Raw genomic sequence first — 22,929 nt, 5'->3', positions numbered from 1 at the left:
CAATATTAAGAAATTTATTCTTATTAACGTTCATAAAGAACTATGTTTTCCATGGCAAAGATAATGGTAGAGGAAAATAAGCATGCTATATACATCTAATAATCAGAACATTACACCGAGGTAACATTGTTTTAATTTTTCTATATCAGAAAAACAATTTTCTCTATTCAAATATACTTTTTATCATTCTTCAATTATTACACAACACAAAATTAAAGCCCTATCATTTGTATTTTATATTAAATCTCAGAAATCTATATTTTTATAATTCACAATTATAAAGTAGTTATTGACAAAAAGTACTATTGAGACAGTTCAATAACATAAAGATTACACCACTTTAATGAAAATACCCATCAAAAATATGCATATTCTCACTTTTTACTTTTACCTTTGCCTCAAAACAGACTAAAATATTATAATATGAAAGTAGCTATCATTGGTGCAGGAAATATGGGCTCTGCCATTGCACGTGGCTTAGCTCAGGGATATCTGATTCAAGGACATGAAATTGTTGTTTCTAATCCAAGTAATGGAAAACTGGAGAAACTAAAAGCCGACTTTCCCAATATTAAAACAACAAACGATAACATAGATGCAGCGGCTAATGCCGATATCGTAATTGTTGCAGTAAAGCCTTGGCTGATAGAAGAAATACTCAATCCACTCCGCTTGAAACGTACACAGATACTTGTTTCATTAGCTGCCGGGATCTGTTTTGACGATCTGGCACATTTTTGTGGCGAACCGGAAATGCCCATCTTCCGTGTCATTCCTAATACCGCTATAGCCGAACGTGCCAGTATGACGTTGATCTCTGCGCGGAACGCTTCGGATAAACAGAAAAAACTATTAACGGATATATTCAACGAAATGGGCTTGACAATGATTATACCGGAAAGTAAAATAGCAGCGGCTACAGCCCTCACTTCATGTGGTATTGCATACGTGCTTAAGTATGTACAAGCCGCTATGCAGGCAGGCATCGAAATGGGAATCGCCCCGAAAGATGCTATGAAAATGGTAGCACAATCTTTGGAAGGAGCTGCAGAGTTGTTGCTAAATAAAGAAACACATCCCAGTGTTGAAATAGATAAAGTAACCACTCCCGGTGGGATCACCATTAAAGGAATTAACGAACTGGAACATGCCGGATTCACCTCTGCGGTGATTAAGGCGATGAAAGCATCGAAATAGTGATAAGCGGGGGAGTGATAAGTGATTAATACCATGCGGATTATGGTTCAACTTGCTTATCACGTATCACTAACTAATCACTGACCACTAATAACTAATTATACATATGGACGACCAAATCAGACAAATTGCCGAACGATTGCGCGGATTGCGTGACGTATTGGAACTTACCTCAGAAGATATCGCCCGCGATTGTGATATCTCCGCAGAAGAATATCGCCTGGCAGAAACAGGACAATACGACATCTCAGTAGGTATGCTACAAAAAATCGCACATAAATATGGTATCTCTCTGGATGCACTTATGTTTGGCGAAGAACCTAAAATGAGTAGTTACTTTCTGACCCGTGCCGGAAAAGGAATAAGTATTGAACGCACCAAAGCCTATAAATACCAATCTTTGGCTGCCGGGTTCATAAATCGCAGTGCCGACCCGTTTATTGTAACGGCTGAGCCCAAACCAGATGATGAACCGATACACTATAACAGTCATAGCGGACAGGAATTCAATTTAGTACTCGAAGGCCGTATGCTGGTCAATATAGAAGGTAAAGACCTGATACTGAACGAAGGTGACAGTCTCTATTTCAACGCTAAACTCCCACACGGCATGAAAGCACTTGACGGAAAACCAGTGCGTTTCCTCGCCGTTATCATGTAATATTATTATGGTAGAAAGATTTTTATCACAGACAACATTCTCTTCACAGGAAGATTTTATCCAAAACTTAAAAATCAACGTACCCGAAAACTTCAATTTCGGGTATGATGTAGTAGATACCTGGGCTGCCGAACAACCGGATAAATCCGCACTGCTGTGGACGAACGATAAGGGTGAACATATCCAGTTCACATTTGCTGACATGAAACGTTATACAGACATGACAGCCTCTTACTTCCAATCACTCGGCATAGGCCGTGGGGATATGGTAATGCTTATCCTGAAACGCCGTTATGAATTCTGGTTCAGCATCATCGCTCTGCACAAACTGGGTGCTACGGTTATTCCCGCCACTCACCTGCTGACAAAGAAAGATATTGTATACCGCTGTAATGCCGCAGACATCAAAATGATTGTTGCTGCCGGCGAAAAAGAGATCACAAAGCATATCATCGAAGCAATGCCCGAGTGCCCTTCTGTACATAAACTGGTAAGCGTAGGCCCTGAGATTCCGGAAGAATTTGAAGACTTCCACAAAGGCATTGAATCTGCCACTCCATTTGTCAAACCGGAACATCCGAATACAAATGATGACATCTCACTGATGTACTTCACTTCGGGTACTACCGGTGAACCGAAAATGGTAGCACACGACTTTACCTACCCATTAGGACATATCGTAACAGGCAGTTTCTGGCACAATCTCACGGAAAACAGTCTCCACCTCACCATTGCGGATACAGGTTGGGGAAAAGCAGTATGGGGTAAACTGTACGGACAATGGATTGCCGGAGCAAACATCTTTGTCTATGATCATGAGAAATTTACTCCGGGTGATATCTTGGCAAAGATACAGGATTATCATGTCACTTCACTTTGTGCCCCTCCTACAATTTTCCGTTTCCTGATTCATGAGGATCTGACCAAGTATGATCTCTCCTCACTACAATACTGTACGATTGCAGGCGAAGCACTGAATCCGGCCGTATTCGATACTTTCAAAAAACTGACTGGAATCAAATTGATGGAAGGTTTCGGACAGACTGAAACCACCTTGACTGTAGCTACTTTTCCCTGGATGGAACCAAAACCGGGCAGTATGGGTGTACCCAACCCACAATATGATGTTGATCTCATAGATAATGAAGGCCGTTCTGTGGAAGCCGGTGAACAAGGACAAATCATCATTCGTACTACACAGGGAAAACCGATAGGACTGTTTAAAGAGTATTACCGGGACGCAGCCCGTACTCATGAAGCCTGGAATAACGGCATTTATTATACAGGAGATGTGGCCTGGAAAGACGAAGACGGTTATCTTTGGTTCGTAGGGCGTGCAGATGATGTAATCAAAAGCTCCGGTTACCGGATCGGCCCGTTTGAGGTGGAAAGTGCTTTAATGACACACCCTGCTGTCATTGAGTGTGCTATCACGGGAGTACCCGATGAGATTCGTGGTCAGGTGGTAAAAGCTACCATCGTTCTGTCTAAAGAATACAAAACACAAGCAGGCGAAGCATTAATAAAAGAGCTTCAAAACCATGTTAAAAAGGTTACTGCACCTTATAAATATCCACGTGTCATTGAATTCGTTGATGAACTGCCCAAAACTATCAGCGGAAAGATACGCCGTGTGGAAATTCGTAAGAACGATGAAAAATAAGATACATTAATAGATTATTATTCTAAAACACAGATTAGCACTGACTCTCCGCTAATTTATTCCTTATTAGGTATAGGTTCCGGGAAGATCAGTGCTAATTTGCATTTTATATTCCGGGTCATTGTTTCATTCATTTTCCGAAACTCTAATTATCCACAATGGCAATTACTGAAAAGGCGTATAAATTGCATCAATTTATATCGTACCTGCTAACGTTTGCAACAAATCTTATAAAGATTGAACTATAAGTTATAATCCATATTAGAAACATACCCTATATTTGCAACATCAAATACAATAAAAACCAAAACTGATGATTACAAGTAGAAAGATTTCCCAAATAGATGTTTTTGCCGGTAGCCCGTGGGAAGTTGCCAGCGTAAAAAGACTTCTGAATGCAGCTTACATTGAAGTTTCAATGAAGGATAAAGGTACTAACTGTATTTTACTGTCCGTACCTTGTGAGTTTTATACAGCCGCTATGCGTGTTATAGAAAGCAGAAAGATTTCATAGGTTTTCAAAATATACCAGATTAAGATTAAGTTAGATTGGAGCCGGCCTGATGCGAAATCGGAACCGGCTTTTTTATTTTTATCTTTCTTCTGAGATACTCCCTGCGAATTAAGTATTAAGTTATCCCAATATACCTACCCCAATCTTCATAATTTCCTTCCAACCGGACACCCTATAAAAACTACCATTTTCGATACAGGCATTATGAGGCAGGGGAAATAATATTCTTTTCCACTGAAAGTCGAAAGGTTTTACAGAAACTCTTTACCTGCAAGAAAACGGGAAAGCCCCATCATATCGGCCAGATGAGCCAATGACAAGCATCCCAAAACCACAAAACAAACCGCCATGCACATAAAGCAGATACCCGAAGTATCAAATAAGAATAAAGGAATAAATAACCTGGAAAGTATTGTAAAAATGGGAGAGAACAGTAATATGGGAAATGTATTACGCCCTACAAAATAGCTTATTTTCCGCAATCCGGATGGTATATACTCATGCAAAAACAATAAAAAACTTATTGTGACATAAGTAATAACCATGCCTGCCAATGTAGACCGGTCTAAATTTTCCGGAAAGCAGGATAACAGAATGAAAGGAATGATGGCAATCGCTGAAGGTTGAAATACAGAAAGAAAATTCTGCCGGCTCTGGCAAATGGCAACACCGGCAATGAAATAAACAGCATTGGCCAATGATAATATTTTAGTCCAACAGGCAATTCCCCAAAAACAGACACCTAATATGAGTAAAAAAGAAGTCCGGTTCAGCTGTTCGCACAACCTGTTTAGTGTATAATAAACCAGACTGCAGATCAGCAAAGTATGCAGATACCAATAAGGACCAATGGGAGCAACGAATATCTTATATAAAATGATATTCAAAGATACTTCCTCTACTTTCTTCCGCACAGGTAATATCGACGACATACACACATATCCTGTTTCCATAACGGCGTAAGGGATAAACATCCACAACATCGTATTACAAAATGAGCGGACTCCTTTATCAACATTCAACAGATAACCTGATATAATGAAGAAAGCAGGCATATGAAATGTATAAACCACCTGTTTCAGATAAGGATATTTATCACCGATATATACCAGATGAAAAATAATCATCAACAGAATAAAAATACATTTCAAATAGTCCAGTTGATTGATACGAATTTGTCTCCTACTGCTCCTCTTTCCTTTTGTATAGCATTGCCATTTCGTCATTTGTCTTTGCATTTCTGTTTGGGATTAAATTCTACTTTTATGATAGGTTTACTCCCTAAAGACTGCACAATAACATCCTCTTTTTTCAATAAGTCCAGCGTATTCCCATTGGTAAGGTAAAATTAACAGGATGATCTTTCCGGATAGTGTTCAAATAACTACCATCATTAAAATAGTAATGTATACCTGGTTCTATAAAAATTCCTACAGAAGGAGACAATTGATATTGAATGCCCACCCCTCCGTCAACAGACCATTGTAATGGCACTTTTAACGTACGATTTGTGTTGTATTCCAACTGATCATCCACTATATAATCAGTTTTCAATGTGCCAGACACCGGAATCTCCAGAGTAACTCCTCCTGATATATAAAATGAGAAACGTTTGTATTTTCCCAGGAAGTAACTCCCCCGGAGTGGAATACCTATATAATTCAACGTTTGCCTTTCGTTTACATAAGAATCATCACCCAAAGTAAAATCGGATACCAGCCGGGTATAATTAAGTCCGGTTTCAATGCCCCAATTATTATCAAATGGTTTACGTAAAAGCAAACCAAAGGTAAAAGGAATATAATGGTGCTTCTTCTTCCTTATTTTCCGGCCACTGTTTCGGTCAGCAATATTCATCAACGAACGAACCTTCACCTGATCATCCAACATAGAGCCATATTCCTGTAAATAACGATGATAATCATCCCAGTTATCGGTAGAAGAAGCTACCGGACTACTTGAAATATCATTGTGTACTAAAGTGTTCAGCTGCTGAGGCAACACATCTTCTATTGTCCGACCATTGTTGTACTTTAATGTAAATGCCCAACCAGTGGATTTTTTAGAAGAGGTAAATAGCTTTCGTCCTTGCCTTTCGGTATACGGATAGAAAGAAGCATGTGGAAAAACCACAGGAAGTACCGAATGAGTTGTATCTATTATTGTTTCTTCCGATAAAGGAGTTGCCGTACCAGGACATAGCGGAATAACCACTGCATCAGCAGGTTTACATATAGGACGCTTTTTAGGAGAAACAGGTAAGATCTCTGCATTCTCGCCTTCACTATCAGAATCCGAATTACAAATGGCAGTTGCAGTAGTCAGTAATTGTACTCTATCCGCCGCTTTCCACAGCAAAAAATCTCCAAGAGGTAACAATAACAAAACCAAGAGAATCAGCTGTGCCCGATATTCAATAATCATCTTTTTCAACTGTTCTTTAGCACGAAAAAACTGAGAAGACGATGAATGAGGTTCAATATGTAATAAATCGGCTATCTCCCTATGTGAAAGTCCATCAAGTGCCGACAGTTTGAATATGTTACGATATCCTTCAGGTAGTTTCTCAATCATAGAAAGCAATACATCCAATGGCAATAGTTCCATATCCGGTTCGGTGTTCATCGGTTCATCCTCTTCAGAAATCCCGGAAAGTGGTATTACGGATACAGCACGAGACTGATTGAGATATTGCAATGCAAGATTGGTCATTATACGACTCATCCAGTTTTCTAACTTTTCCGGATGACGCAAAGAACCCAATGAAGAGAATATAAGTATAAAACCATCATGCATCAGATCCTGTGCGATCTGTCTGTCCGTAACAAAACGAAAACATATTCCCAACATTTTATGAGAATATGTTTTATAAAGTAAGGCTTGTGCCTTCCGCTCCCCTTTTTTGCACCGTTCAACCAGTTCGACTACCTCCATTACAAATATTGTTACTATAATAAGATGGACAATACATCAAAAGACTGCATGAAAAAGTTACTTTTTTTTCTAAGAAGGTCATATTATTCATTATACCCACTTTATTAAATCTCAAAAAGCAGAAATTATCACATAAAACCGTCATATACAATACAGTAACAAGAAATATCTGTGGTAATACCAACCCGGTACAAATTAACACTGTTAACGAGAAATCAAAACATCCGTTTTCTATGAAATAAGAGTACGTACTCTTCCGGTCTAAAAGTACGTACTCTTATACCTAAAGAATACGTACTTAACACACTCTTAAATACGTACTTTTATAAACTAAAATATCATATATTCAACGTATACTCTTTATCCCATAATTGATATAAAAAAGTTATCTTCTACCCTGTTCTCTCACAAATAGTACACAACCTGAAAGCATAATAAAATATAAATATGAACAATACCGAAACAGGAATTGTCCATTATCATTATATTTGCAAGATGAATTACTATGCTCTGCAAAAAAGAGTATCACTAAATATAGACAATCTTAACTATCACATAAACAATACATAATATAATGAAAAAGCTCCTGAAAAAGAATGCTTCTTACACTGTAAGTATAAGTATAGTCCAGAATCCTTTTAAGTTGATAAAGAATAAAATGCTCCATTTCACCTTACTAATAGGAGTATTTGCTTTTGCATCTTGCACTAATGATGATCCGCAGCCCGAACCACCAGCTCCTAACGGGGAATTATATACTTTAAAATACAAATCACAAGAGATATTAGAGCTAAAACAAATGAAAGCAGGACAGGAAGTACAGAATCTCCCTGTTGAAGAATCAAATAAGTATTTTGGAAAACGCCTATCACTCACCAGTCCAACCGAATTGCAATTAAAAGATGATTCTATCTTTATCATCAAAAACTACGGAATCACCGAAAAATATAAAATGAAATCCCATAATAATGAAGTATTTCTTTATAATGACCTATCGGACGTATGGGAGTATTGCGGAACAAGAGAAGATAAAAACAGTTTTACACTTAACATAGGCTTTTATATTCAGGAAAGAGTAAACATCCAACGGATTCTGCATACTGCGGGACAGGAGTATTCACTAAAATCTTTTTCCGACCTAATGGAATATGTAGGTAAAGACGGACTATCATCTGTTATCTGGTTGAAGCAGCAAATTGTTTTTGAATAAATATAAATCCATAAAAGCAACGAAAGATGAAGACAAAAATAAAATATATCATATTACTTCTTTTAGTGATTCAAACCGGTTATGCACAAGAAGCGAGTAAGTTTACTGTAAAGGTTCCCAACAAAACATTTATAGGCGCCATATTAGAGCCCGGTAGTATCAACAGTGATACGCATCAATTTCTGGATGTTCCTCTCAATCCTATTACAATCAGTTATAGCCTTCCAATGAAAAGTCAGGAAATAACACCGGGTTATGACAATATGATGAAAGCAATCCGGGAAGGATTGCAACAAAACAATATCCTGAAACCAAACTATCAATTCAGCAGTTCAATTGACGAAATAAAATCTTATGAAGAATTAGCCATCTATTTCGGACAGAAAATCAATCCGTCCCTTTTCTTCGGCACTTCACGCCAGAAGCAGAAAAAGACAATTGTTGTATTAAGCATCAGTCAAAGTTTCTTTTCTGTAGACATGGACTTGCCTGAATCGTTAAGTGACGACCCTACTGTACTTGAACAAAAAGACAAACTTATTTATGTCAGCTCTATTCAGTTTGGCCGCAAAGCAGTCGCAATCATCGAATCGGATTTTGATTCTCAAACAGTAAAAACAGCGATTAAAGATATTATCAGTAAGACAGAAAACAATGAAGCAAGTATACTTGACGAAAGTATGGCTGTCATTGCAAATGCCACTGTAAGATGTATGACTATAGGCAATGATAACATGGAGGAAACCGATCCGGATAATCCATTAAAAAATCTGATAAACTACCTGAACAAGAAAGCGACACCGGAAGATTTTGGTATGCCCATCACTTTCTCAGCCGCTTATCTAAAAGATAATTCGGTATTTGTCAATAAATTCACAAAATAATGTTTCTGAATTAGTCCGCAACCATCTTTTGATCGAAACGCAGATAAACACGGATTATCGCAAAGAATCAATGACAAAGTTATCTGATCTGTGAAAATTTGAGTTAATCTGCGTTTCAACTGTTATAGAAAGGTTACAATAATAGATTCAGAGAGATGGAACTCTTTTTTAAATAGCCTTCTATTCCTTACTCCAAATACGAGTATTCAGATTGAGATCATCAACAATTGAGATTAGTGCACTAATTGTCTCTATTTCAGGACTGAGAGATTGTACATCAGTAATAGGAGACCATATACTTGCCTCAAAATGATTCTTAGAATCCGGGATAGCAATCAGAATGGTGGAGTCCCGGAAACTAATGGTAACTCCTTGCCCAAACTTACGATCCAGTTCCAGCAAACGCTCCATCATGGAAGGGGTAATAAGATACCGGGCTTCAACCTGATCGGTAGAGTAAACATCAAATGTATTCTCAAAATCGGGATTTTCCATCTTAACTCTTGACTCCCCAAACCTTAATTTAAAAAAACGATCCCGAAGAATCGTAGTCTTTCCTTTAAAGTCTTTATGAAAATCGGCCATAAACAGAAACCCTCTGAAAATATTCACATAGTATTGCCGCGTCTGCCCTTTAGCTCCCACCTGCGTCCTTCTTTCTTCGGCATGTACCTCTGCACAAAGAAACTCGGTCTTATCAAGATACCCATGAATCAAATCTTCGGTGTGATAGCGATCCGGAGCACAAGGGAATAGTCCACAATTAGAAAACACCTCTTCATTAATCCCCTCATTGGGAGAATATGTGGCGTTATCACAAAATGCACCAATCACCCTGGCAATCACTTCGTTTTTGTAGTGCAAAGAAAAATCCTTCGATTTACTATTTACACAAGCATAATAGATGAGAGCAGAGACAACTCCAACAAATAATAAAAGTATTACCGGATAGCCGAATAGAACTAATAATATCCCCCCGGCAATAAAAAAGAGAATACCGCCCCATAATCCCGCTTTATGACCTTGAGATTTAAGTTCCCGGCGTTTATCTTCCAAAGACTGCAAAACAGAAGGTAATTCCTGCGACAATGATTCAAAGCGTGACTGTCCCATAGTAAGCCCTTTATGAATTAAGTAATTCTTTTACATCAGGAGTAATACGTTCCGATTCCTGAATAGCCCATACCCCTTTACGGTTAAACCCAAAGATACCAGCCAATAAGTTAGATGGAAAGGTCTGCACTGCATTATTATAATCAGTGACACAGGCATTATATGTACGCCTTGCAGCAGCCAATTGCTCTTCAGTTTCATTAATAGAACGCTGTAATTGCATAAAATTATCGGAAGCCTTTAGTTCCGGATAACTCTCGGCTATTGCCAATAAACCGGTATGGGCATGAGTGAAGATATCGTCCAGATTTGCTTTTTCACTATTTGAAAGAGTAACATAAGATTTACTCCTTATTTCAGTCAGTTTTGTAAATACTCCCTCCTCATATTTAGCATACTGCCGAACCGTCGCCACCAAATTAGGAATAAGATCATATCGCTTCTTCAGCATAACGTCAATCGTAGCAAAAGCATTTTCTGTTTGGTTCTTTTTCCTCACAAGGGAGTTATAAACAACTCCAACAAAAATAATCAGAAGTACAAGAATAATCACTATGACCATAAACTAATAGTAACGGCATCCTTTTGCCGGAATTAAACTCAATTGCCGTGAAATAGATTGAATTCCCAATAGTAAAACAAAAAAAGCTCTGTAAATTTCTTACAGAGCTTTTTCACAAAGAACACTCGTACTCGAAGCGGGACTTGAACCCGCACAGCCGCAATGGCCAAAGGATTTTAAGTCCTTCGTGTCTACCATTCCACCATTCGAGCATCCTTTCAAAGAGAGCGGAAAACGAGACTCGAACTCGCGACCCTAACCTTGGCAAGGTTATGCTCTACCAACTGAGCTATTTCCGCGTTTTTTCAACGAGTGCAAAGATACAGAGTTTCCTTGTTTCTGCCAAATATTTTTAAGGGAAAGTTTATAAATGAAAGATACAAAGTTTATCCGGAGGATACGTAGTTATCAAAAAAGTAATTATAGAAATCTTTTAAAAGAAAAGAGAAGCATCGAATTAAAAGTCCGTTCGCGTGTAATCGATTGATTGACAGCGAATATCGTCTTCTTGTTTTAAGCCTATCCAAAGTGTACACTTTGGCATATGTTAATTGTACACTTCAGTCATACCAAAGTGTACAATCTTGATATGCTAAAATGTACAATCCTGTAAAGCAAAACCGGAGTGTTAAAATTAGGATTAACATCCTTAACAAATTACCTGTTTTTAGGATGAATCTGATATAAAAGGAGATTAATATATAAATAATGTATACCTAATCAGTATTAAAGAAAGTACAATCAATTCATTACCCCAAAAGCAGTCATACTTTTATATAACAGAACAGGACTTTTCCAGGAGAAAAAGAAATATCCGTTATTTAATTACGAACTTGCAATGTAGTACCGCTCACAATCACATTGTATCGTTTCAGATACTCTTTTCCCTCTCCTTCTACCGGAGCTCCACCACTACTCAGATTATACTTTGTTCTGCATTTGGGACAGATAGCAGTGCCCAATCCATCATCCTGTACATCTATTGAAACATTACGGCTGGCCTCCACCGGACAGGCTGCATCAAAGGCAGTATAATCATATCCCTGAGAATAGATAGATTGCCCAATTATCAGACCTGCATATCCCACAGGAATACCGTTTACATTTTTGGCTTTCTTTATAAATTGCCCGGGGATAGTCAATTTAGAATATTCACCCTGTACCAGATCACACGAGAAATAGAACGAAACATCCGGAATAGTTGATTTATAGGAGTCGTCACAAGCAACGACACCTATAAATAGCAATATAACAAGAAATAATTTACGCATCTATATTCTCCTTTCTTTAATTAACGGGCAAGTAAAGCTTTCTCCGCCTCTTCCATTCCGCGGAAATTAAACTCTTCTACCACCTTCTGCATCAAAGCAGAGATTTCCGCATTGCACAGATTACCAATACTTCCTTCATGCGTATGATGTACCTGTTTGCTATGTGAGAAATTTCCAGCTTCAATATCAAGTCCCACCTTTTTATAAGCATCCCGGAAAGGCATTCCCTCACGAGCCAAACGATTCACCTCTTCTACACTAAAAATAAACAGATATTTATCATCATCAAGAATATGTTCATTCACCTTGATTTCATTCATAATATAAGTAGTCATCTGCAAGCAGTCTTTCAGTTCCTGGAAAGCAGGCAAAAAGACCTCCTTAATAATCTGAAGATCACGAAAATATCCTGAAGGAAGGTTATTAGCTATCATCATGATTTGTTGTGGAAGTGACTGAAGTTTGTTACACTTGGCACGAGTCAGCTCAAAAACATCCGGATTTTTCTTATGTGGCATGATACTGGAACCTGTGGTACAATCGTCCGGCAACTTCACAAAACCAAAGTTCTGACTATTGAACATACAAGCATCAAAGGCAAGTTTAGAAATAGTACCTGCAATAGTAGCAAGTGCAAAGGCAACATTACGTTCCAGCTTACCACGTCCCATCTGGGCATATACCACATTATAATTAAGAGAATCAAAACCCAACAAACGAGTAGTCATGGTACGATCCAACGGAAAAGAAGAACCATACCCTGCAGCTGAACCTAATGGATTGCGGTTACACATCTTAAAAGCTGCCTGTAGAAAAAGCATATCATCTACCAGACTTTCAGCATAAGCACCAAACCAAAGTCCAAAAGAAGAAGGCATAGCAATCTGCAAATGGGTATAGCCAGGCATCAACACCTCTTTATATCTTTCACTCTGAAGAATAAGTACATCAAACAGCTGTTGCACTGCTTCGGCCACTTCCTTCAATTGTGTACGGGTAAACAGTTTTAAATCAAGAAGTACCTGATCATTGCGAGAGCGGCCGCTGTGTATTTTCTTACCAACATCACCCAAACGCCGGGTCAACATCAGTTCTACCTGCGAGTGCACGTCTTCTACTCCATCTTCTATTACGAACTCCCCCCGTTCCGCTTCCGCATAGATATTTTTCAGTTCTGCCAACAACTGAGTCAGCTCCTCTTTTGTCAACAAGCCGATGCTTTCGAGCATAGTGATATGAGCCATGGACCCCATCACATCATGCTTAGCAAGATAAAGGTCCATCTCACGATCACGCCCAACCGTGAAACGTTCTATCTCTTTATTTACCTGAACGGATTTCTCCCAAAGTTTCTGTGCCATACTATTTAGTAGTTAGTAGTAAGTAATTAGTAGTCAATCAGTAAGTAGTCAAGCAGTAAGTAATGCAGATACTTTTAATAATCAAAGCAAAAGGAGAAAAAAGCAAATAAAAAATTTCTACTTAACTACTTGACTACTTACTACTTAACCTTTTATTACTACCCCATTAATATTGAATCATTGCCAACATATCCACCATTTTCTCCAACCCCTCCTGAAGCGGTTTCTGCACCATAGCTTTCATAAAAGGATTCAATTCCATACCGATAGTAACCTTCAACTTGCACTCTTCATCAGCTGTTGCAACAAGCTGAATCCATAGATTGAAAGGTAGTGGAGAGTTAGTAGTCTCAAACTTAATACACTTATTTGGTTCACGTTCCACAATCTTCAATGTCAACTGCCCAACAGGGGCCACACTGAAACTCAAGGTATCAGAATCAAAACTTATATCCTTTACCTTATCTTCCGGCAAACGATCTTTCAGAGCCTCCAGATTGCTAAGATCGGACAATTTCTCATAAACCCGCTCCTGACTGTAAGGTATCACTTTTACGGTACTTTCAAATTTAGTCATCTTATTTTCATTCTTATAAAGACAAAAAAAGAACTATCCGAACAAAATCTGTCCGAATGGCTCTCCTTTAAATCCATCTATAATTAAATATCTTTGTTACTTTCCAGCGTCCCAATGTGCAGGGTCTTTACGCCATTCGTTCAAAGTCGCAATATCCGTATCCTCAATATAACCGGTTTGAAGTGCAACTTCAAGTACAGCTTCGTAGTTTGTCAAAGTCACCAAAGGCACTTTTGCATCCTTGAACGCTTTCTCTGCGACAGGGAAACCATACGTATAAGCAGCAACCATACCTATTACTTCACAACCATCCCGACGAATTGCTTCTACTGCCTTCAAACTACTACCACCGGTGGAAATCAAATCTTCTACAACGACAACCTTCATTCCGGGACGAAGTTCTCCTTCAATTAAGTTTTCTAATCCATGATCTTTCGGGGTAGAACGAACATACACGAACGGAAGATTCAATGCATCAGCCACCAACGCTCCCTGAGGGATCGCTCCTGTAGCAACACCAGCAATGGCATCTACCTGCCCGAATCGTTCTAATATCAGACGAGTGGTTTCAATCTTCACAAAATTACGAAGAGACGGATAGGAAAGAGTTTTACGGTTATCACAGTAAAACGGTGATTTCCATCCGGAAGCCCATGTAAAAGGATTGGCTGGTTGAAGCTTAATCGCTTTAATCTTCAGTAACTTCTCAGCAAATAATCTCTCTAAGTTTTTCATAACTAAACTAACTTGATAATTATAGAGTGCAAAAATACAGAAATAGAACGAAACAAGAAAGAAGATTCCGGTTATTTTTTTAATCGTCCTGCGCTTCTTCGTCCGACACCTCTATGCAACACTTGATATCTTTCATTTCAAAGCCACGACTCATAGCAAAGCGAATTAGTTTTCCATTTAATTCGTATTCATCTTTCCCGCGAACACTCTTCCGTTTGGAAGTAAGTAAATCACGCAACACTGCAAGATACTCTTCCTGATCAATCTCATTCAAATGACGCCAAGCCACATCGGACGGTATTTTTTTCATATATAAGCCCTGTCCTATTTTCATCTTTCCCCATTTGGCAAAGCGAAATTTATCACCAATAAAAGCACGGCAATAACGCTCATCATCAATGTATTTTTCAGCTTCGAGACGGGCAAGTATGCGCTCTATGGCATCGTAGGCAATACCCCACTTTTGTAATTTATCACTCACTTCTGCCCGGCAATGTTCTGCGGCAGAGCAATAGGCAGCTACACGGTTTAGCGCCTCTTCTTCGGTCATTGTATTCATTTATGCGTAGTTACAATTCTATCGTTTCCTGATATATCTTTTATAATACAAGGATGACAATACCCTAAATCAGTAAGCATACAGACGATTTCGCAACCGTATGCACGGTTTATTTCAAAGTAAAGTTTTCCTCCGGGGTTCAATAATTTTCTTCCCAACACAGCAATCCGGCGATAAAAACGTAATGGATCATTATCGGGTACAAAAAGGGCAAGCTCCGGTTCCCAATCAAGTACATTAGGTTCCATGTCTGCCTTTTCAGATTCGGTCACATAGGGAGGATTACTAACAATAATATCAAAACGTTGTTCAGAATCTATCTCTGCCAATACGTCCTTTTGCTCAAAAAAAACGGCCGCCCCCAAGACTTCACTATTCCGCCGGGCTACAACAAGCGCTTCTTCCGAAATATCCCAGGCTGTCACTTGAGCTTGCGGAATGGCAAGAAACAAGGAAATAGCAATACATCCACTTCCCGTACCAATATCCAATATTCGGGGAGCATCATTCAAATTTTCCTTAGCAATAAGCTCCACTAATTCTTCTGTCTCCGGACGGGGAATAAGTACTCCCGGTGCTACGTAGAAAGAACGTCCCAGAAAACTTGCCATTTTCCGTATATATTGTATCGGCTCATTTTTTCGTAAACGTTGTAGAATGTTTTCCAGTTCGTACCGTTTGCTTTCGGATAAATTAATATCTTTGCCCAGATAAATGTCGAGTGCATCCATACCCAACAGATCACACCAAATCATCATCGTCAGGCTTTTCAGTTCCTGAGGAGGATAAATATCTTGTAATACCTGACGGATATAAGTAGAAACCCGGTCCATGTCTATCTGTTTTTGGGATGCAAAAGTACAAATATTATAGTAAAAGGCTGAAAAATGGAAGAAGAAAAATACATGCGGCGCTGTATTGAACTGGCACAAAATGGTTTATGCAATGTCTCTCCCAATCCGATGGTAGGAGCTGTAATTGTATGTGACGGGCAAATTATAGGCGAGGGGTATCACATTCGCTGCGGACAGGCACACGCCGAGGTAAATGCAATTCATTCGGTAAAAGACGAGTCTTTGTTAAAACGTTCTACTATTTATGTTAGCCTGGAACCATGCTCCCACTATGGAAAAACACCTCCATGTGCCGATCTTATTATAGAGAAACAGATACCACGTATCGTCATTGGCTGCCAGGACCCTTTTTCAAAAGTAGCCGGACAAGGAATACAAAAATTACGTAATGCCGGAAGGGAAGTAACAGTAGGAATACTCGAAAATGAATGTCGTCATCTAATACGTAAGTTTATTGTCTTCAATACACTCCATCGCCCTTACATCACCCTCAAATGGGCTGAATCAGCAGATGGATTTATGGATATAAACCGCACAGACGGACAACCGGTAATACTTTCAACTCCACACACTGCTTTGTTAGTACATAAAAAAAGAAGTGAATCGGATGCTATCATGGTAGGTACACATACGGCACGGCTTGACAATCCTTCATTAACAGTACGCAACTGGTACGGCAAGAATCCGGTACGGGTAGTATTGGACAGAAATCTATCACTTCCCTCTGACCTGCACCTTTTTAATGGGAGTGTTCCGACACTCGTTTTTACATCCCGGAAACATCAGGAACAGAAAAACATAGAATATATCGTACTCGATTATGAAAAAGAATTATTGCCGCAGATAATGAACGCCCTCTATCATCGTGGTTTACAATCAATATTAGTAGAAGGAGGCGCACAATTACTCCAATCGTTTATTGATAATAACCTATGGGACGAAGCATTTATAGAAGAAGCCAAAGTTACGTTACATTCGGGTGTTAAAGCACCTGAAATAAGAAATAAAATTAGTTATTCCGATAAAAAACATTTTGGAGTAAAAATAAAGCACTATACGAACAAAAATATGTAAACTGGCTCTATTCAGAGGGTTTTCTATCGATAAAAAGCCTGTTATTATCTATAATTTTATATAAAACTTCCCCACAATGTTCTATATCGGAAAAAATGTTCCTATTTTTGCAACTTGTAAATAAACACAATCTTTCAAATGAGAATTAAGTTTTTATCAGTAATTGTGAGTTTCTTGCTTGTGTCATTTGCCATGAGTTCTTGTCTTGGCGAAGACGATCCTATTGAGTATAGCCCGAATGCACTTCTACAGGCATTTGAACTTGACAAGGTTTTGGGAGTTAATTATCAATTCACAATTGATCAGCTTACCGGAGAAATATATAATCAGGATTCATTGCCGGTAGGTTCAGATACGATTATTGATAGAATCCTGATAAAGACCATGACAGTAGCAGGTTTTGTTACTATCAGAAACTCAGCAAATACAGAAGACTCCATATTTAATATAGCAGACTCGGTGAATCTCGTGGGAACAATGAAAGTTCTGCCTGATGGTACACCGGGAAAACCTTATAAATTTAAAGTATGGGCTCCGGATATGGCACACACCAGAGAGTACTCGCTCTCTGTACGTGTACATCAGCAACAACCGGATTCTCTAAATTGGGGTAAAGGCCCAATAGGTACTAATTTTGCACCTCAGATAAAAGGTAAACAGAAATCCATCATTTTCAATAAGCAGATTTATGTTTACGGACCAAGTTCTTCTTCTGTATACTACACAACCCTATCCAATGGACAACTTGGAACAGATGGAACGTGGAATTCAAGTCTAATCAACGGGTTGCCTTCAACAGACCTTACTTCAATCGTGAACTTCAACAGTACACTTTATGCAACAACAGCTGCTGATAAGAAGGTATATAGTTCTAATGATGGTATAAATTGGAGAGAAGCGCCAGCGTTTGGAGATAACACTGTAGTTCTGATTGCTCCAATCGGAAATAGCCTGACAGGAATCAAGACTTTGAACAATAAAGATATGTTCTGTACAACAACAGATGGAAGTAACTGGACGGAAGAAGGCGTCGTTCCAAAAAATTTCCCACGTGATAACATCTCAGTTACGAGCTTTCAAAATATAACCGGCGTACCTAATATTATGATAGTAGGTAATATTCCGGAAGAAAATAAAACTGAGAATGATACAGCAACAGTCGCATGGGGATATATGCAAGGACAGGAATGGGCTGCTCTGGATGATTCTTCATACCCTTGTCCGCTACTAAAAAACCCTTCCATAATGTATTACGGAGGTGCTTTCTATATCTTTGGTAAAGACTTCAAAACGTTCTATAAGTCCGAGGCTGGCATTGTATGGAAGGAAGTAACTAATATGTTTATGTTCCCAATAGATCAAACCATTGAGATTAAAGACGAAGAGGATAACATACAGACAGAGCATAACTATGGTTTTAGAGGTGAAGAATCAGACTACTCAATGGTAGTAGACGAAAATAACTTTATCTGGATAATGCGTAGTTATGATGGAACTCCGGGCACGATAGCAAATAGCGGAGATGTATGGAGAGGTAAATTGAATCGTTTAGGGTTTGCAAGGCAATAAGCGAAATACAATTTTAAAGTTAATCAGCCGTTCTATTAATGGAATAACCAAGTAATAAGACGATTATGGCATTTACTAAAAGAACGCTGATACTATGTATATTGTTACTCTCACTACCGCTTGCCGGCCTGTATGCACAGGACGAAGAAGAATATAAGATGGAATTGGGAGGAGGTTTAGGTGGTAGTTTTTACATGGGTGATGCCAACTACACTACTCCATTTAAGAACATAGGAATAGCCGGAGGGTTCATGGCAAGATATATAATGAACCCACGAATGGCCATAAAGGCAAACTTAATGGCAGGAAGAATATCCGGCAATACGAAGAATTTTAAAAATAAGTATCCCGACAACGGAGAAGCTAGTTTTAAACGTACAATCTTCGATTTAGGGGCACAATTTGAATATAACTTTCTGGGATATGGAACCGGATATGGCTATAGAGGTGAACACCGATTTACTCCTTATATATTAGGAGGAATGGGATTTACCTTTGCTCCGGCACCTGCGGAAGGAGTATTTACCGTAAATTTCCCGGTAGGAATAGGAGTAAAATATAAAATAGCTCCACGAATAAATATCGGATGCGAATTTACGATGCGGTTCAGTTTGAGTGACAAGTTAGACGTTACGAACAAAGAAGGGCTGCAGTTAAATGATCCATATCGGATAAAAGGAAAGGGATGGAAAAACAAAGATAGTTATTCATATACCGTCTTTTTTGTGACATACGACCTTTTCTCCAGATGTAAAGAATGCAACAATTAAAAAAGATGTCCTATAAAGAGCAAATAGATTTTAGCCGGATACCTCAGCATGTAGCGATTATCATGGACGGTAACGGAAGATGGGCCAAGCAACGTGGACGTGAACGTAGCTTTGGACACCAGGCCGGTGCAGAAACTGTACATATTATTGCAGAAGAAGCCGCCAGGTTGGGTATTAAATATCTGACTTTGTACACCTTTTCCACAGAAAACTGGAATCGTCCTTCGGATGAGATAGCGGCACTAATGAGTCTTCTGTTCGATTCTATCGAAGAAGAAACATTTATGAAAAACAACATCAGTTTCCGTATTGTAGGTGATATCGATAAATTGCCCGAAAATGTACGGATACGATTGGATGCTTGTGTAGAACATACTTCACATAACACAGGAATGGCTCTGGTACTGGCTCTCAGTTATTCATCCCGTTGGGAAATAACAGAAGCTGCACGACAAATAGCAATACAAGTTCAAAAAGGAGAATTGACTCCCGAAGAAATTACTGACCATTGCCTTGAAGCACATTTGACTACTAACTTTATGCCCGATCCGGATTTACTGATCCGCACGGGAGGCGAGATACGGTTAAGCAATTATCTGTTATGGCAGTGTGCTTACTCCGAACTTTATTTCTGTGATACTTTCTGGCCCGATTTCAGGGAAGAAGAATTGAGAAAGGCTATTAGTGACTACCAGAAACGGGAACGTCGCTTCGGCAAAACCAGTGAACAAATCAGTTAACTCAAAACTTATAATAATAACATAAATGCATTATCGTATTTCCTTCATACTCGTAACGTTTATCTGTCTGTTTGGGTTTGCACTGGCAGGCAAGGCACAAGATGCTAACACAGACGAATCTTCCAAACCTGTTATTTTATATTCAGGAACACCAAAAAAATATGAGATAGCCGACATTAAGGTCGAAGGTGTTAAAAACTACGAGGACTATGTACTTATTGGTCTCTCGGGGTTATCGGTAGGTCAATCCATTTCTGTACCAGGTGATGAGATTACAAGTGCTATCAAGCGCTATTGGCGTCATGGCCTATTTTCGAATGTCAAGATCACAGCTGAAAAAATAGAAGACGGCAAAGTATGGTTGAAAATCAGCTTGACTCAACGTCCCCGTATTTCAGAAATACGCTATCATGGCGTAAAAAAATCAGAACGACAAGATCTGGAAACAAGATTGGGATTGGTAAAAGGCAGCCAAATTACTCCAAACTTAGTGGACCGTGCTAAAACACTGATCAAACGTTATTTTGATGATAAAGGTTTCAAAAATGCAGAGATTATCATTTCTCAGAAAGACGATATATCCAATGAGAATCAAGTGATCGTTGACGTAAATATCGATAAGAAAGAAAAGATTAAAGTACACGAAATAACAATCGTAGGTAACAAAGCAATTAAGACCTCGAAGTTGAAGCGTGTAATGAAAAAAACAAATGAGAAGGGTAAATTGCTGAATTTATTCCGTACCAAGAAGTTCATCAACGAGAAATATGAAGAAGACAAGCAACTGATTATAGATAAATATAACGAATTAGGTTATCGTGACGCAGTGATCGTTACTGATAGCGTAACACCCTACGACGATAAGACTGTCAATGTGTATATGGAAATTGACGAAGGAGACAAATATTACCTTCGCAATGTAACTTGGGTGGGAAATACCCTCTATCCATCAGAACAGTTGAATTACCTTCTCCGAATGAAAAAAGGGGATGTATATAATCAGAAGTTACTAAATGAGCGTTTGTCTACTGATGAAGATGCTATTGGTAATCTATATTACAACAATGGTTACCTTTTCTATAATCTTGATCCGGTAGAAATCAATATTGACGGTGACTCTATCGACCTCGAAATGAGAATTTATGAAGGTAGACAGGCTACCATCAACAAGATTAAGATCAACGGTAATGACCGTCTATACGAAAACGTAGTTCGTCGTGAACTTCGCACACGCCCCGGGCAATTGTTTAGTCGTGATGACTTGATGCGTTCTATGCGTGAAATACAGCAGATGGGACACTTCGATGCAGAAAATATCCATCCGGATATCCAACCCGATCCAATGAACGGTACGGTTGATATTGCCTACGACCTTGTTTCCAAAGCAAATGACCAGGTAGAATTCTCTGCCGGTTGGGGACAAACAGGTATTATTGGTAAGTTGAGCCTGAAGTTCACTAACTTCTCATTGGCTAACCTGTTACATCCGGGAGATAACTACCGCGGTATCCTTCCGCAGGGAGATGGACAAACACTGACCGTCAGCGGACAGACGAATGCGAAATATTATCAGTCATATAGTATTTCATTCTTTGACCCATGGTTTGGAGGCAAACGTCCCAATTCATTCTCAATATCTGCTTTCTATTCAAGACAAACAGATATTAGTAGCCGCTATTATAATGACAGTTATTATAACAACTACTACAATAGTATGTATAGTGGTTATGGTGGTTACGGTATGTACAATTATGGTAGCGGTAGCTACAATAATTACGAAAATTATTATGATCCTGACAAGTCAATTCAAATGTGGGGACTTTCTGTAGGTTGGGGTAAACGCTTGAAATGGCCTGATGATTACTTCACTCTCTCTGCAGAATTATCATACCAACGTTATATATTGAAAGACTGGCAATATTTCCCGGTAACAAACGGAAAATGTAATAACATCAGCCTGAACCTTACGCTGGCTCGTAGTTCTATAGATAACCCATTATTCCCACGTCAAGGTTCCGAGTTCTCACTGTCGGCACAAATTACACCGCCGTACTCATTGTTTGATGGAAGAGACTATAAAGGGTATTACACTTCTACCGGAGGTATCACTCAAGACAACAGAAACAAGCTGTATAATTGGGTTGAATACCACAAGTGGAAATTCAAAGCTAAAACTTACACAGCTTTGATGGACTATCAGGCTCATCCGAAATGTCTGGTTCTTATGAGCCGTATTGAATTCGGTTTGTTAGGTCACTATAATAAATATAAAAAATCGCCATTTGAAACGTTTGATGTAGGTGGTGACGGTATGACAGGATATTCAAGTTACGCCACAGAAAGTGTTGCATTGCGTGGATACGAAAACAGTTCTTTGACTCCTTATGGCAGAGAAGGTTATGCGTACACTCGTCTGGGCATTGAATTAAGATATCCATTGATGCTGGAAACAAGTACTAATATTTATGTGTTAGGTTTCTTGGAAGCCGGTAATGCATGGAATGATATCAATAAGTTCAACCCATTTGATTTGAAACGTTCTGCCGGTGTCGGTGTACGTATCTTCCTTCCAATGATTGGTATGATGGGTATCGACTGGGCATACGGTTTCGATAAAGTATTCGGTAGCAGCAGTGCCGGTGGTAGTCATTTCCACTTTGTACTGGGCCAGGAATTCTAAA

General features: G+C 38.9%; 21 protein-coding genes and 2 tRNA genes. 11 read left to right on the top strand and 12 right to left on the bottom strand.

Features of this window, described 5'->3' with window-relative positions; all coding sequences use genetic code 11:
* Positions 1-423 precede the first annotated feature (423 nt).
* The 4 genes from proC to ACESQI_RS15440 all read left to right on the top strand — a co-directional run bounded on the left by proC (position 424) and on the right by ACESQI_RS15440 (position 4,035).
* On the top strand, positions 424-1,197 hold the full coding sequence (proC, locus tag ACESQI_RS15455) for a pyrroline-5-carboxylate reductase (RefSeq protein WP_195660557.1): 774 nt from the start codon (positions 424-426) through the stop codon (positions 1,195-1,197).
* A 106-nt stretch (positions 1,198-1,303) separates the two neighbouring features.
* Positions 1,304-1,858, top strand: a complete 555-nt coding sequence (locus tag ACESQI_RS15450) for a helix-turn-helix domain-containing protein (protein WP_195660556.1) — start codon at positions 1,304-1,306, stop codon at positions 1,856-1,858.
* 7 nt (positions 1,859-1,865) lie between these two features.
* Positions 1,866-3,521 (top strand): AMP-binding protein, encoded by a 1,656-nt coding sequence (locus ACESQI_RS15445; RefSeq protein ID WP_373126530.1) that lies wholly within the window; start codon positions 1,866-1,868, stop codon positions 3,519-3,521.
* Between the two features lie 313 nt (positions 3,522-3,834).
* Positions 3,835-4,035: a DUF2007-related protein gene (locus ACESQI_RS15440; protein ID WP_195660554.1), complete on the top strand. Its 201-nt coding sequence runs from the start codon at positions 3,835-3,837 to the stop codon at positions 4,033-4,035.
* 251 nt (positions 4,036-4,286) lie between these two features.
* Here ACESQI_RS15440 and ACESQI_RS15435 read toward each other — a convergent pair whose 3' ends face one another.
* Positions 4,287-5,273, bottom strand: coding sequence for an acyltransferase (locus tag ACESQI_RS15435; protein ID WP_320935840.1), 987 nt, complete (start codon positions 5,271-5,273; stop codon positions 4,287-4,289).
* Positions 5,274-5,346: 73 nt separating this feature from the next.
* A complete protein-coding gene (locus ACESQI_RS15430) occupies positions 5,347-6,969 on the bottom strand; it encodes a sigma-70 family RNA polymerase sigma factor (RefSeq protein WP_373126529.1) in 1,623 nt (540 codons plus the stop codon).
* 574 nt (positions 6,970-7,543) lie between these two features.
* Here ACESQI_RS15430 and ACESQI_RS15425 point away from each other — a divergent pair.
* Positions 7,544-8,179 (top strand): hypothetical protein, encoded by a 636-nt coding sequence (locus ACESQI_RS15425; protein ID WP_195350470.1) that lies wholly within the window; start codon positions 7,544-7,546, stop codon positions 8,177-8,179.
* Positions 8,180-8,205: 26 nt separating this feature from the next.
* Positions 8,206-9,063: a thiol-activated cytolysin family protein gene (locus ACESQI_RS15420; protein ID WP_122201025.1), complete on the top strand. Its 858-nt coding sequence runs from the start codon at positions 8,206-8,208 to the stop codon at positions 9,061-9,063.
* A gap of 180 nt (positions 9,064-9,243) precedes the next feature.
* On the opposite strand, the gene ACESQI_RS15415 is transcribed toward ACESQI_RS15420, so the two are convergent.
* The 10 genes from ACESQI_RS15415 to prmC form a co-directional block, all read right to left on the bottom strand.
* A complete protein-coding gene (locus tag ACESQI_RS15415; RefSeq protein WP_373126527.1) occupies positions 9,244-10,176 on the bottom strand; it encodes a DUF3137 domain-containing protein in 933 nt (310 codons plus the stop codon).
* Positions 10,177-10,186: 10 nt separating this feature from the next.
* Positions 10,187-10,738 (bottom strand): LemA family protein, encoded by a 552-nt coding sequence (locus ACESQI_RS15410; RefSeq protein ID WP_025868080.1) that lies wholly within the window; start codon positions 10,736-10,738, stop codon positions 10,187-10,189.
* A gap of 128 nt (positions 10,739-10,866) precedes the next feature.
* Positions 10,867-10,950 (bottom strand) — tRNA-Leu (locus ACESQI_RS15405).
* Between the two features lie 14 nt (positions 10,951-10,964).
* Positions 10,965-11,037 (bottom strand) — tRNA-Gly (locus tag ACESQI_RS15400).
* Between the two features lie 522 nt (positions 11,038-11,559).
* Positions 11,560-12,009: a hypothetical protein gene (locus tag ACESQI_RS15395; RefSeq protein WP_007483690.1), complete on the bottom strand. Its 450-nt coding sequence runs from the start codon at positions 12,007-12,009 to the stop codon at positions 11,560-11,562.
* Positions 12,010-12,029: 20 nt separating this feature from the next.
* Positions 12,030-13,370: an argininosuccinate lyase gene (gene argH, locus ACESQI_RS15390; protein ID WP_373126525.1), complete on the bottom strand. Its 1,341-nt coding sequence runs from the start codon at positions 13,368-13,370 to the stop codon at positions 12,030-12,032.
* 166 nt (positions 13,371-13,536) lie between these two features.
* Entirely contained in the window at positions 13,537-13,947 is a 411-nt protein-coding gene (locus tag ACESQI_RS15385; RefSeq protein WP_195350463.1) for an SRPBCC family protein, read from the bottom strand.
* 96 nt (positions 13,948-14,043) lie between these two features.
* Complete coding sequence (gene pyrE, locus ACESQI_RS15380; protein WP_195350461.1) at positions 14,044-14,682, bottom strand: orotate phosphoribosyltransferase; 639 nt, start codon at positions 14,680-14,682, stop codon at positions 14,044-14,046.
* Between the two features lie 79 nt (positions 14,683-14,761).
* A complete protein-coding gene (locus ACESQI_RS15375) occupies positions 14,762-15,241 on the bottom strand; it encodes a regulatory protein RecX (RefSeq protein ID WP_195350459.1) in 480 nt (159 codons plus the stop codon).
* Positions 15,238-16,074 carry a peptide chain release factor N(5)-glutamine methyltransferase gene (gene prmC, locus ACESQI_RS15370; RefSeq protein ID WP_195350457.1) on the bottom strand — a complete coding sequence of 279 codons (837 nt, stop codon included), beginning with the start codon at positions 16,072-16,074 and terminating at the stop codon, positions 15,238-15,240. The genes ACESQI_RS15375 and prmC overlap by 4 nt, the downstream gene beginning before the upstream one ends.
* Positions 16,075-16,128: 54 nt before the next feature.
* Here prmC and ribD point away from each other — a divergent pair, with 54 nt between their 5' ends.
* The 5 genes from ribD (at position 16,129) to ACESQI_RS15345 (ending at position 22,928) form a co-directional block, all read left to right on the top strand.
* Positions 16,129-17,169: a bifunctional diaminohydroxyphosphoribosylaminopyrimidine deaminase/5-amino-6-(5-phosphoribosylamino)uracil reductase RibD gene (gene ribD / locus ACESQI_RS15365; RefSeq protein WP_196040011.1), complete on the top strand. Its 1,041-nt coding sequence runs from the start codon at positions 16,129-16,131 to the stop codon at positions 17,167-17,169.
* Positions 17,170-17,307: 138 nt separating this feature from the next.
* Positions 17,308-18,738 (top strand): DUF6242 domain-containing protein, encoded by a 1,431-nt coding sequence (locus ACESQI_RS15360; RefSeq protein ID WP_196040012.1) that lies wholly within the window; start codon positions 17,308-17,310, stop codon positions 18,736-18,738.
* A 65-nt stretch (positions 18,739-18,803) separates the two neighbouring features.
* Positions 18,804-19,508, top strand: coding sequence for a DUF6089 family protein (locus ACESQI_RS15355; protein ID WP_196040013.1), 705 nt, complete (start codon positions 18,804-18,806; stop codon positions 19,506-19,508).
* Positions 19,509-19,513: 5 nt separating this feature from the next.
* Positions 19,514-20,248 carry an isoprenyl transferase gene (locus tag ACESQI_RS15350; RefSeq protein WP_251235516.1) on the top strand — a complete coding sequence of 245 codons (735 nt, stop codon included), beginning with the start codon at positions 19,514-19,516 and terminating at the stop codon, positions 20,246-20,248.
* A 25-nt stretch (positions 20,249-20,273) separates the two neighbouring features.
* Positions 20,274-22,928 (top strand): outer membrane protein assembly factor, encoded by a 2,655-nt coding sequence (locus ACESQI_RS15345; RefSeq protein WP_196040105.1) that lies wholly within the window; start codon positions 20,274-20,276, stop codon positions 22,926-22,928.
* Position 22,929 lies beyond the last annotated feature (1 nt).

It is taken from the genome of Bacteroides sp. HPS0048 (assembly GCF_964240755.1).
Lineage (GTDB): Bacteria > Bacteroidota > Bacteroidia > Bacteroidales > Bacteroidaceae > Bacteroides > Bacteroides nordii.
This window is presented reverse-complemented; position numbering and strand designations above follow the sequence as displayed.